12 protein-coding genes are annotated in these 11,976 nt (G+C 70.3%); 10 read left to right on the top strand and 2 right to left on the bottom strand.

Going from position 1 to position 11,976, the window contains the following annotated elements; genetic code table 11:
• Nucleotides 1–403, top strand: a 403-nt coding sequence (locus ACY35P_RS13425; RefSeq protein ID WP_462116346.1) for a hypothetical protein, incomplete at its 5' end; no start/stop codon positions are given.
• A gap of 18 nt (nucleotides 404–421) precedes the next feature.
• Here the strand turns inward: ACY35P_RS13425 and ACY35P_RS13420 are convergent.
• Nucleotides 422–2,482 carry a 3-hydroxyacyl-CoA dehydrogenase NAD-binding domain-containing protein gene (locus tag ACY35P_RS13420; protein ID WP_462116345.1) on the bottom strand — a complete coding sequence of 687 codons (2,061 nt, stop codon included), beginning with the start codon at nucleotides 2,480–2,482 and terminating at the stop codon, nucleotides 422–424.
• A gap of 200 nt (nucleotides 2,483–2,682) precedes the next feature.
• On the opposite strand from ACY35P_RS13420, the gene rpoE reads away from it, so the two are divergent.
• The 9 genes from rpoE to recO all read left to right on the top strand — a co-directional run bounded on the left by rpoE (nucleotide 2,683) and on the right by recO (nucleotide 11,305).
• Entirely contained in the window at nucleotides 2,683–3,306 is a 624-nt protein-coding gene (rpoE, locus tag ACY35P_RS13415) for an RNA polymerase sigma factor RpoE (protein WP_462116344.1), read from the top strand.
• Nucleotides 3,303–4,124 (top strand): sigma-E factor negative regulatory protein, encoded by an 822-nt coding sequence (locus ACY35P_RS13410; RefSeq protein ID WP_462116343.1) that lies wholly within the window; start codon nucleotides 3,303–3,305, stop codon nucleotides 4,122–4,124. Before rpoE ends, ACY35P_RS13410 begins: the two co-directional genes overlap by 4 nt.
• Before the next feature lie 55 nt (nucleotides 4,125–4,179).
• Nucleotides 4,180–5,694, top strand: coding sequence for a Do family serine endopeptidase (locus ACY35P_RS13405; protein ID WP_462116342.1), 1,515 nt, complete (start codon nucleotides 4,180–4,182; stop codon nucleotides 5,692–5,694).
• A gap of 95 nt (nucleotides 5,695–5,789) precedes the next feature.
• Nucleotides 5,790–7,580: a translation elongation factor 4 gene (gene lepA, locus ACY35P_RS13400; protein WP_462116341.1), complete on the top strand. Its 1,791-nt coding sequence runs from the start codon at nucleotides 5,790–5,792 to the stop codon at nucleotides 7,578–7,580.
• Between the two features lie 92 nt (nucleotides 7,581–7,672).
• Nucleotides 7,673–8,470 carry a signal peptidase I gene (lepB, locus tag ACY35P_RS13395; RefSeq protein WP_462116340.1) on the top strand — a complete coding sequence of 266 codons (798 nt, stop codon included), beginning with the start codon at nucleotides 7,673–7,675 and terminating at the stop codon, nucleotides 8,468–8,470.
• A 37-nt stretch (nucleotides 8,471–8,507) separates the two neighbouring features.
• Entirely contained in the window at nucleotides 8,508–8,882 is a 375-nt protein-coding gene (locus ACY35P_RS13390) for a DUF4845 domain-containing protein (protein ID WP_462116339.1), read from the top strand.
• 3 nt (nucleotides 8,883–8,885) lie between these two features.
• Nucleotides 8,886–9,551: a ribonuclease III gene (rnc, locus tag ACY35P_RS13385; RefSeq protein WP_462116338.1), complete on the top strand. Its 666-nt coding sequence runs from the start codon at nucleotides 8,886–8,888 to the stop codon at nucleotides 9,549–9,551.
• A 43-nt stretch (nucleotides 9,552–9,594) separates the two neighbouring features.
• Complete coding sequence (era, locus tag ACY35P_RS13380; protein WP_462116337.1) at nucleotides 9,595–10,491, top strand: GTPase Era; 897 nt, start codon at nucleotides 9,595–9,597, stop codon at nucleotides 10,489–10,491.
• Nucleotides 10,492–10,567: 76 nt separating this feature from the next.
• Complete coding sequence (gene recO, locus ACY35P_RS13375) at nucleotides 10,568–11,305, top strand: DNA repair protein RecO (protein ID WP_462116336.1); 738 nt, start codon at nucleotides 10,568–10,570, stop codon at nucleotides 11,303–11,305.
• Nucleotides 11,306–11,418: 113 nt separating this feature from the next.
• Here recO and ACY35P_RS13370 read toward each other — a convergent pair whose 3' ends face one another.
• A complete protein-coding gene (locus ACY35P_RS13370) occupies nucleotides 11,419–11,904 on the bottom strand; it encodes an Hpt domain-containing protein (RefSeq protein ID WP_462116335.1) in 486 nt (161 codons plus the stop codon).
• Nucleotides 11,905–11,976 lie beyond the last annotated feature (72 nt).

The raw sequence follows: 11,976 nt of genomic DNA, 5'->3' as shown, positions 1-11,976 counted from the left end.
CGATCAGCAGGCCTTCGAGCAGTTGGCGCAGGCGGCGGAAGCTGCCGGCGACGAGGCGGGCCGACACCCCGGCATGCTGATCGCGCGCGACGGCGCCACGTGGACGCGCGCCGACGGCGTGCGTGCGGGCCTCGACACGCGAGCCCTGCAGGCGCTCAACGGTCGTCCGTTCGCGTTTTCGGGCTTCGACTGGGACTACGGCGGCTACGTCACCGACTGGAAGGGCGGCCACCTGGCGCACGGCGGACGCTTCGTCGGGCCGGTGCGCCTGTGCGCGCCGGGGTCGACGCCACCCGGGTATCCCGAGGGCGACGGCGAGTTCATGTCCGACGCCGAGGCGGTGCGGGCCGCTCCGCCGGTCGTCTGTGAGGTCGGACTCGCCCTGGGCCAGCGCGCCGACTGAGCGGCACCGCGCTGCGTCTCAGGGACGCAGCGCAGGATTGTCCCAGCCGGGCCGCGCCGCGAAGCGCGCGCCGTACCTGGATTCCAGCGCACGCAGCCGCGCCAGCACCACGTCGACCCCGGTCTCGCGCACGTACTGGATGGGGCCGCCGCGGAACGGCGCGAACCCGGTGCCGAAGATGACGCCCGCGTCGAGCAGGTCGGCATCGGCCACCACGCCCTCGTGCAGGCAGGCGACCGCCTCGTTGACCATCGGCAGCACCAGGCGGTCCTCGAGGTCGTCCGGCGCCACGTAGCCCTGCGGGACCTCGGGCTTCACCGCCCTGCCGTTCTCCCACTTGTAGAGGCCCTGGCCGTCCTTCTTGCCGCGACGGCCGGCCTCCGGCGGCACCGCGAGCGCCGCCGGGATCGGCAGGCCCAGGAACGGCGCGAGTTCCGCGCCGACCCCCGCGGCGACGTCGAGGCCCACGGTGTCGACCAGTTCGATCGGGCCCATCGGCATGCCGAAGTTGACCGCCGCCTTGTCGATCGCGCGGCCGGGAATCCCTTCGGCGTAGGCGGTGGCGGCCTCGAGCATGTACGGGAACAACACGCGGTTGACGAGAAAGCCCGGCGTGCCGGCCACGGGCACGGGGAACTTGTCGATGGCGCGGCAGAAGCCGGCGAGGCGCTGTTCGGTGGCCGGGTCCATGCCGTCGTGCCGGATGATCTCCACGAGCGGCATCAGCGCCACAGGGTTGAAGTAGTGGAGTCCCGCGAACTGCGCGGGGCGCATCAGGCCGCCGCGCAGTTCGTCGAGCGCGATCGAGGACGTGTTCGTCGTCAGCAGCGCGTCGGCCTTCATGCGCGGCTCGACATCGCCGTACAGCGCGCGCTTCGCGTCAGGACGCTCGACGATCGCCTCGATCAGCAGGTCGGCATCGGCAACTCCTGAGCCTTCGACGTCGCCACGCAGGCGCGCCGCGACGGCCGGGCGCTTCGCCTCGTCCTTGACGCGTTTGGCGAACAGGTCCGACGCGCGCTGCAATGCCGCGTCGACGAAGCGCTGCTCGCGGTCGGCGAGCGTCACCTCGAAGCCCTTGTAGGCCGACCAGGCGGCGATGTCGCCACCCATCACGCCGGCGCCGACGACATGCACGCGGCGAATGCCGTGGTCCTTCGTGCCCTGCGATTTCAAGCGTTCCTGCAGGAAGAAGACGCGGATGAGGTTGCGGGCGGTGGGCGTGGCGGACAGCTTCACGACCGCGCGCCGTTCGTTGTCGAGCAACTGCTTCGTCGTGCCGCCGCCGCGACGCCAACTCTCGATCAGTGCATAGGGCGCGGGGTAGTGCGCCTTGCGGGCCTTGCGCGCGACCTGCTTGGCCAGCTGCGGCGCGAGCGCCTGGCGCGCGGCCCAGGTGTTCGTCGCCCATGCCAGCGCACGCTGCTTGAACGGACGCTCGCTGCCGCGCAGCGCGAGCTTCGCCGCCGCGTCGATCAGGTCGGATGCGGGGACCACGCGGTCGACGAGCCCCATGCCCTTCGCCGCGCGACCGGTCACGGTGCGGCCGGTGAGCATCAGGTCGAATGCGGCGGGTGCGCCGACGAGGCGCGGCAGGCGCACGCTGCCGCCCCAGCCCGGAAAGATGCCGAGCTTCACTTCAGGCAGGCCGATGCGGGTGGAGGCGTCGTCGCTCGCGACGCGATAGCCGCAGGCGAGGGCGAGCTCGGTGCCGCCGCCCATGCAGAAGCCGTGGATCGCGGCGACCGTGCGGAAGGGCAGGCGCGCGATGCGCTCGAACACGCGCTGGCCGCGCGCGATCGCGGCGTCGACCGTGCCGCGCTGGTCGAACACCTGGAACTCCTTGATGTCGGCGCCGGCGATGAAGCCGCTGGTCTTCGCCGAGCGGATCACGAGGCCCTTCGGCGGCTCGAGCAGCAGGCGCTCGAGGATGCCGTCGAGCTCGATCAGCACGTCCTGCGAGAACGTGTTGACGGTGCTCTCCGCCTTGTCGAACGACAGCACGACGAGGCCGTCGTCACGGGATTCGGCATGCCAGTGGTGCATCGGCAGGCCGTCGAAGCGGGAGGAGGCGGGCATCGGGAAACCATCCGTTCACGTATGGAGCATCCGGCTATCATCGGGAGGTTGTTTCACGTGCGTCAATCCGCGCCCCCGTTCGACGCCTCGCGCCCCGCCGCGGCCGGTGAACTTTTCCGCGATGGCGTTGTCCCAATGCCCGGTGATGCCGGGCGGCTACAGGAGTGCCGGCCGGCATGGCCGAAGAGGAAGGGTCTGCAATGGAATCCGGTTCCGCGGCGGAGTCGCCGCTCGACCGGGAGCTGGTCGAGCGCGTCCAGCGTGGCGACAGCGCCGCTTTCGACGTGCTGGTGCGCAAGTACCAGCACCGGATCGTGGGGCTGATCGGGCGCTACGTGCACGACTGGAGCGAATGCCAGGACGTGGCCCAGGACGTCTTCATGCGCGCCTACCGCGCGTTGGGGAACTTCCGGGGCGATGCCCAGTTCTCCACGTGGCTGCACCGGATCGCCGTGAATACCGCCAAGAACCATCTCGTCGCCCAGAACCGCAGGCCGCCGACCGACGACATCGACGTCATGGACGCCGAGCAGTTCGACATGACCTCCCGACTGCGCGACAGCGACACGCCGGAGCACGAACTGCTGCGGCAGGAAGTCGAGCGCACGGTGATGGACGCGGTGAACCGCCTGCCGGGCGAACTGCGCGATGCCATCACGCTGCGCGAGGTCGAAGGCCTCAGCTACGACGAGATCGCCGAACGCATGGGCTGCCCGATCGGCACGGTGCGCTCGCGCATCTTCCGGGCGCGCGAAGCGATCGATGCGCAACTCAAGCCCTTGCTCGACACCGATACCTCCGGCGCCCGGGAGCGGCAGCGATGAATGCGAACGACATGTCAGAACACGACCGCGAAGTCCTGAGCGCGCTGCACGATGGCGAACTCGACGGCGAGGCACGCCTGTTCGCCCTGCGTCGTCTCTCGCACGACGCGGCGTGGCAAGCCGACATCGGGCGCTGGCAGCTGATCGGCGATGCGATGCGCCGGCAGGCGCCGATCGCCGCGCCTTCCGACTTCGCCGAGCGCGTGCGCCGCGACGTGGCTGGTGCGCAGGTCGCGGTGCCGTCGGTACCGGCCGTGGCCCCTGTCGCCACGCCGCGACAGCGTCCCGCGCTGCGCTGGGTCGGCGGCGCGCTCGCGGCGTCACTCGCCGTGGTCGGCGTCTTCGCGCTCCGCGGCGCACCGGAGGCTGCACCCACGGCCGAGGTCGCTTCGACCGCGACCGGCGTGAGCGGCCCGGTCGAGGTCGCGGCGCCGACACCGGCCGTCGTGCCGGCCGTGCCGACGCTCCCGGTGGCGCCGATCACCAACGACGGGGCCGCGCCGCGCGTGGCGACCGCCCCGCGTGCGCCGTCGAGCGTGCGCGCCTCCCGCCGCGAAGCTGCGCCGGTCGTCACCGCGACGCCGGCGGCGGAAACGGCAGTGGCCGCGGTGGCCGTTCCGGTCGCGCCCAATCCGTTCCACGTCCCGGCCGCGGACCCGCTCGCGCCGCGTCCGTGGCCACGCGCGGCGCTGGCCGGCCCGGCCGGTGCGCTCACGGCGAGCTACGGCACCAGCGAGCCGGCGCAGGCGTCGCCCTCGTTCTTCCCGTTCGAGCCGAAGCCTCGCGCCGAGGCCGGGGCTGACGCGCCGTCGCCCTGATTCTTCCCCCGATCGGGCCGCCTGCGCGGCCCCGCAACGATCCGAGGCCGATTCGATGAACCGACCGCTCCACACGCTCGCCCTCGTGGGCGCCATCGCGCTCGCGCTGCCCGCCGCCTGCACGGCCCAGCAGCCGCAGGCCGCGCCACTGCCCGTGCCGTCCACCGCGCCGCCGGCTGTGTCGATGGTCTCCGGACTGCCCGACTTCACGAATCTGGTGCAGCAGGTCGGCCCGGCGGTCGTCAACGTCAGCGCGGAGATGCGCGGCAACCGCGGGCGCCGCGCCGGTGCGCAGGACGCCGACATCCCGGAAATCTTCAAGCGCTTCTTCGGCGAGGACATGCCGTTCCCGGGCGGCCCCGACGGCGCGCCGCGCACGCCGGGCGGTCCGGACAACGGCCTGCAGGGCATTTCGCTCGGCAGCGGCTTCCTGGTCTCGGACGACGGCTACCTGTTGACCAACCACCACGTCGTCGACGGCGCCAGCACGATCACCGTGCGCCTGTCGGACCGTCGCGAGTTCAAGGCCAAGCTGGTCGGCAGCGACGAGCAGTCGGACATCGCGCTGCTCAAGATCGACGGCCGCGGCCTGCCGGCACTGCGCATGGCGACCGATGGCGTGAAGGCCGGCCAGTGGGTCGTCGCGATCGGCTCGCCGTTCGGCCTCGACCATTCGGTGACCGCCGGCATCGTCAGTGCCGTCGGCCGCTCGAACCCGTACGCGAACCAGCAGTACGTGCCCTTCATCCAGACCGACGTCGCGATCAACCGCGGCAATTCGGGCGGCCCGCTGCTCAATACGCGCGGCGAGGTGGTCGGCATCAACTCGCAGATCTTCTCGAACTCGGGCGGCTACATGGGCGTGAGCTTCGCGATCCCCAGCGACCTCGCGACCTCCGTCGTTCAGCAGCTCCGCACCACGGGCCGTGTGGCCCGCGGCCAGCTCGGCGTGCAGGTGCAGCCGGTCACGCAGGAGGCGGCGCAGACGTTCGGCCTGCCCAACGCGAGCGGCGCGCTCGTCGGCGACGTCATCGCGGGCGGCGCCGCAGCGCGCGCCGGCCTCCAGCGGGGCGACGTGATTCGTGCGGTCAACGGTCGACCGGTGAACGATTCGGCCGACCTGCCGCCGCTGATCGGCGCGCTAACGCCGAAATCGCGCGTGCAGTTGGCGGTGATCCGCGACGGCAAGTCGATCCAGGTTCCGGTGGTGCTGGACGAGCTGAACGTGTCCGAGGACGACGAGGCACCGAACGCGGCGCGGCCCGCGGCACCCGTCGCGACGCCGACCAGCAGCCTCGGCGTCGCGGTCCAGGACCTGACGCCCGCCGAGCGCCAGAAGCTCGGCCTGCGCGCCGATGAAGGCGTGCGCATCGCCCGGCTGGAGGGCGCGCAGGCGCGCGAGGCCGGGCTGCAGCCCGGCGACGTCGTCCTCCAGGTCGGCCGGACGGCGGTGGGCAGCGTGGCCGAGCTTGGGCGCGCGGTGGCGGCGATGCCCCGCGGCCAATCGATCATGCTGCTGGTGCGCCGAGGCGCATCGACCCAGTTCCTGTCGGTCGACCCCGCGGGCTGAGGCGTTCAGGGCGGCCGCGGATCCCGCGGCCGTCCGGGCCCGGCCGGCCGCTATGCGATAATCCCGGGTTATTTCGCCTCGGCCTCGCCCGCTTCATGCAGCAGATCCGCAACTTCTCCATCATCGCGCACGTCGACCACGGCAAGTCGACGCTCGCCGACCGCATCATCCAGATCTGCGGCGGCCTCGAAGCGCGCGAGATGGAAGCACAGGTGCTCGACTCGAATCCGATCGAGCGCGAGCGCGGCATCACCATCAAGGCGCAGTCCGTCTCGCTTCCCTACAAGGCGAAGGACGGAAAGACCTACTTCCTGAACTTCATCGACACGCCGGGCCACGTCGACTTCAGCTACGAAGTCAGCCGTTCGCTCGCCGCGTGCGAAGGCGCGCTGCTCGTCGTCGACGCCGCGCAAGGCGTGGAGGCGCAGTCGGTCGCCAACTGCTACACGGCGGTCGAACAGGGCCTCGAAGTCGTGCCCGTGCTCAACAAGATCGACCTGCCGACCGCCGACATCGAGCGCGCGAAGGCGGAGATCGAGGCGGTGATCGGCATCGATGCCGAAGACGCCGTCGCCATCAGCGCGAAGACCGGCCTCAACGTCATCGACGTGCTGGAGGCGATCGTGCATCGCATCCCGCCGCCGAAGCCGCGCGACACCGATCGCCTGCAGGCGCTGATCATCGACTCCTGGTTCGACAACTACCTCGGCGTGGTCTCGCTGGTGCGCGTCATGCAGGGCGAGATCAAGCCCGGCGACAAGGTGCTGGTCATGACGACCGGGCGCTCGCACCAGGTCGAGGGTGTCGGCGTGTTCACCCCGAAGCGCAAGCCGCTCGACGCGCTGCGTGCGGGCGAGGTGGGCTGGGTGACGGCGTCGATCAAGGACGTGCACGGTGCGCCCGTGGGCGACACGCTGACGCATACCGCCAATCCCGCGCCGTCGCCGCTGCCGGGCTTCCAGGAGATGCAGCCGCGCGTCTTTGCCGGCCTGTTCCCGGTGGACGCGGAGGACTACCCGGATCTCCGCGAGGCGCTGGAGAAGCTGCGCCTGAACGATGCGGCGCTGCGCTTCGAGCCCGAGAGCTCGGAAGCGATGGGCTTCGGTTTCCGCTGCGGCTTCCTCGGCATGCTGCACATGGAGATCGTGCAGGAGCGCCTGGAGCGCGAGTACAACCTCAACCTGATCAGCACCGCGCCCACGGTGATCTACGAGGTGCTGAAGACCGACGGCTCGGTGATCCCCATGGACAACCCGGCCAAGCTGCCGCCGGTGAACATGGTGGAGGAGATCCGCGAGCCGATCATCCGCGCCAACATCCTCACGCCTCCCGACTACGTCGGCAACGTGATCAAGCTCTGCGAGGAAAAGCGCGGCGTGCAGGTCAGCATCACCTACATGGGCCAGCAGGTGCAGATCAGCTACGAGCTGCCGATGGCGGAGGTGGTGCTCGACTTCTTCGACAAGCTGAAGTCGGTCTCGCGCGGCTACGCCTCGCTGGACTACCACTTCCTGCGCTTCCAGGCCGGCCCGTTCGTGCGCGTGGACACGCTCATCAACGGCGACAAGGTGGACGCGCTGTCGATCATCACGCATCGCAGCCATGCCGACCGCCGCGGTCGCGACCTCACCGAGAAGATGAAGGAGCTGATCCCGCGGCAGCAGTTCGACGTCGCGATCCAGGCGGCGATCGGCGCGCAGGTCATCGCGCGCACCACGGTCAAGGCACTGCGCAAGAACGTGCTGGCCAAGTGCTATGGCGGCGACATCTCGCGCAAGAAGAAGCTCCTCGAGAAACAGAAAGAAGGCAAGAAGCGCATGAAGCAGGTCGGCCGCGTGGAGATTCCGCAGGAAGCCTTCCTCGCGGTGCTCAAGGTCGACCAGTAACGCAAGTGCCGTGAGGCGCGCCCGGGATCGGGAACCCGGGCCGCCTGTCGCGATCCAACTCCCGTCACGAACAACCGTCCCCAGGGATTGCCATGCGCTGGTTCGAAATCATCCTCGTCGTGCTGACGCTCGCCAGCGGCCTGATCTGGCTGCTGGACCGGCTCGTGCTCGCCAAGCGCCGCGCCGCGCGCGATGGCCTGCTCGAAACGCCGGGCGACCCGGTGCTGGTCGACTACGCGAAGTCGTTCTTCCCCGTGCTTGCCGTGGTGCTGGTGCTGCGGACGTTCGTGGCCGAGCCCTTCCGCATCCCCTCGAACTCGATGATGCCCACGCTGCTCACGGGCGACTTCATCCTGGTCAACAAGTTCAACTACGGCCTGCGCCTCCCCATCAGCAACGCGAAGGTCGTGCCGATCGGGGAACCCAAGCGCGGCGAGGTCGTTGTCTTCAGGCCGCCGCACCATCCGGAACAGGACTGGATCAAGCGCGTCATCGGCCTGCCGGGCGACCGCATCGCCTACCACGACCACGTGCTCAGCGTGAACGGCACGCCCGTGCGCTACCAGCCGGTCGGCGTCTACCAGGGCGTCGGCAACGGCGCGGAGATGACCGGTGCCGAGGAGCTCGAAGAGGCGCTGCCGGGCCGGCCCCATCGGGTGCTCGAGCGCACCGAGCAGATCCGGTACGACGGGCAGGGCGAGTGGACCGTGCCGCCGGGCCACTATTTCGTGATGGGCGACAACCGGGGCAACAGCGAAGACAGCCGATACTGGGGCTTCCTGCCGGAGTCGAACCTGCGCGGCAAGGCGTTCCTGATCTGGCTGAACTGCGAAGGCTGGTTCTGCTCGGGCGCGTTCGACGCGTCGCGCATCGGTACCGCGATCCGGTGATACTGTCGTCCTCTCGGACCCTTGGGGAAGGAAAGTCATGAGACGCAACCAGAAGGGCATGAGCCTCGTCGGTTTCATCCTGGTGCTCGGTGTCGTGGGCGTGTTCCTGTACATGGGCATGAAGCTGGTGCCGATGTATTCGGAGTACTTCTCGGTGAAGAAGGCACTCGAAGGCATGGCGAACGAGGGTGGGATGGCCGAGAACGATCCGGCCAAGATCAAGGATTTCTTCTTCCGCCGCATGGATATCAACTACGGCGAAGACGTGAAGCCCGAGAACGTGAAACTCACGCGGAAGGATTCCGGTTGGCTGATGACGGTGGACTACGAAGTTCGCCGCCCGCTCATCGCGAACCTCGACGTCGTCGGGCACTTCAAGGCCGAGAAGGAATTCAGGCGGACCGCCGACTGACGCGTGGAAACCGCGTTCGGCCACCGCTTCGACCGCCCCGAGTTGCTGCAGCAGGCGCTTCGCCACCGCAGTGCCGGGGCGCCGCACAACGAGCGCCTCGAGTTCCTTGGGGACGCGCTCGTCAACCTGTTCGTGGCGGAAGCGCTGTACGTCCGTTGGCCGAAGGTGGACGAGGGCGCATTGACGCGGGCCCGCGCGGAGCTCGTGCGTGAGTCCTCGCTGGCGCAGATCGCCCGGGAGCTCGACATCGGCTCGAAGCTGACGCTCGGGCCGGGTGAGATGAAGTCGGGCGGGCACCGGCGCGATTCCATCCTCGCCGACGCGGTCGAGGCGGTCGTGGCCGCCATCTACCTCGACGCCGATTTCGAGCGCTGCCGTGCCGCCGTGCTGCCCTGGTTCGAAGGGGCGATGGCCGCGCTGCCGCCGCCGAACAAGGTCGGCAAGGACGCGAAGACGCGCCTGCAGGAATGGCTCCAGGGCCGGCAGAAGCCACTGCCGGTCTACGCCCTATTGTCGGAAGACGGCGAAGAGCACGCCCGGACGTTCCGGGTGAGCTGCACGCTCGTGCAGCCGCCCGTAGTCACGGAGGGCGAGGGCCTGTCGCGCCGTGCCGCCGAGCAGGTGGCGGCCGAGGCGGCGCTCGCGCGCCTGGAAAGCGCCATCCGCTGAAGCGGCTCACGGCCGGCCCGTGCCGGGCCCGTACAATGCCGGCATGGATAACGCACCGCATCGCGCCGGCCACGTCGCCGTCATCGGCCGACCCAACGTCGGCAAGTCGACGCTCGTCAATGCGCTGGTCGGCGCCAAGATCTCGATCACCTCCAACCGGCCGCAGACGACGCGGCATCGCCTGCTCGGCATCGCCACGTTCCCCGCGGGCCAGCTGATCCTGCTCGACACGCCGGGCATCCATCGGGAGCAGAAGCGAGCGATGAACCGGATGATGAATCGCGCGGCGCGTGGCGCACTCGAAGGGGTGGATGCGGCGATGCTGGTGGTGCAGGCCGGTCGCTGGGACGACGAGGACGGCCTCGCGTACGACGCGCTCAAGTCCGCCGGCATCCCGGTCGTGCTGGTGGTCAACCAGGTCGACCGCATGAAGGACAAGACCGCGCTGCTCCCGTACCTCGCCAAGGTCTCGCAGGGCCGCGAGTTCGCCTCGGTGCATCCGGTGTCCGCGCTCAAGGCGCTGGGGCTCGATGCGCTGGTGCGCGACACGCTCGCGCTCGTGCCCGAGCAGGACGCGCTCTACGGCGAGGACGAGATCACCGACAAGAGCCAGCGCTTCCTCGCCGGCGAGATGGTGCGCGAACAGCTGATGCGCCAGCTCGGCGACGAGCTGCCGTACGCCACCACGGTCGAAATCGAGAATTTCGACGTCGACGGTGCATTGCTGCGCATTGGGGCGGTGATCTGGGTCGAGCGGTCCGGGCAGAAGGGCATCGTGATCGGCAAGGGCGGCGAGCGCCTGCGCGAGATCGGGGCGCGCGCCCGGGCCCAGATGGAGAAGCTCTTCGATTCGAAAGTTTTCCTCGAGACATGGGTGCGCGTGCGCGAAGGCTGGTCGGACGACGAGGCAGCGCTGAAGTCGCTCGGCTACCACGACTGACCGACCGCGCGGCCCGTGCCGCGGCGTTGACCCGCGACCGCCACACTAGGCGCCCGATCCCTTCCGGCCCGGCCGAATGCGCTACGCCCAGGAAAACGCCTTCGTGCTGCATGCCCGGCCGTACCGGGAGACCAGCCTGCTGGTCGAGCTGCTGACGGCGCAGTACGGGCGCATCGGCCTGCTCGCGCGCGGGGTCACCGGCCCGCGACGCCAGCTCCTGCGCGCGGCGCTGCAGCCCCTGCAATGGATCCGCTTCGACGCGATGCAGCGTGGCGAACTCGCGCAGCTCAACTCGGCCGACGCGGTCGATGCTGCGCCGCGACTGGTCGGCGATGCCGCGCTCGCCGCCTTCTACATCAACGAGCTGACGCTGCGGCTCGCACCGCGGCACGACCCCCAGCCCGACCTGTTCGCGGCGTACGCCCGCGCCCGCGAGCGCCTGCGCGCAGGCGAACCGCTGGCGTGGACGCTGCGTCGCTACGAACGCGACCTGCTCGAGGCGATCGGACTCGGTTTCGACTGGGCCACGGACGGCGATGGCCAGCCCATCGATCCCGCCGCGCGGTACCGGCTCGATCCCGAGCACGGCGCGCGTCGGCTCTTCATCGACCGGGGCGCCGCCGACCGCAGCGATGCACCGAGCGGGCAGGCGCTGCTCGCACTCGCGACCGACACCACGCCCGCACCCGGCGACCTCGCGGCGCTGCGCCGGGGCATGCGCCGTGTGATCGAACACCACGTCGGGCCTCGCGGGCTGGCCTCATGGCAGATGCTGGCCGACCTGGCGCGAGTGGGCGCGGGGCGAAGCGACTGACGGCGGGCGAGACGGTGTCGGTACGGCCACGCATTCGCCGTTTTCGTACGTCACCCCGTCATCTCCGCCTCGTCGCCCACGACGCCGCGGCCCAGGTCGCCAGTGCGCCGGCCTCAGCGTTCCGGGAAGCTCGCGAGCGTCCCGGCGATCGTCGCTTCGAACTGGTTCCAGGCGTCCCGCTCGGCCTCCGTCGCCAGGCGCGTGGCGGCCTCGCCCAGGCGCGTCGCGCCGACGAAGCCGCAGCTGGCCCGCAGGCGGTGCAACAGGGCGCGGAGCGCCGCGGCGTCGCGGGCCTCCATCGCCGTGCGCGCCGCGTCGCGCATCGAGACGAGCTCGTCACGGAACAGGCGGCGCAACGCGACCAGGTGGGCGCGCTCGCCCAGCACCGCCCGCAGTGCGGCCTCGTCGTCCCATAGCGGCGCGCCCGTCACCGGCATCACGCGGGTCATCGGCGGCGGCGCTCGACCCAGCAGTGCACGCACCGCGGCCACCACGTCCGGCGTCGACAGCGGCTTCACCAGCACCTCGAGGAAGCCCGCGGCCAGCAGGCGTTCGTGCTCGTCCGCCTCGCGCGCGGCCGTATGCGCCAGGGCGGCCACGCGGCGATGCGCGAGTTCCGCAAGCTCGGCCGCGGCACGCTGATCAACATCGCCTCGATGCTCGGCCGCACG

The sequence above is a fragment of the Lysobacter xanthus genome, assembly GCF_047159895.1.
The sequence above is the reverse complement of the archived record's forward strand: the minus strand, read 5'-3'. Positions and strand labels throughout refer to the sequence as shown.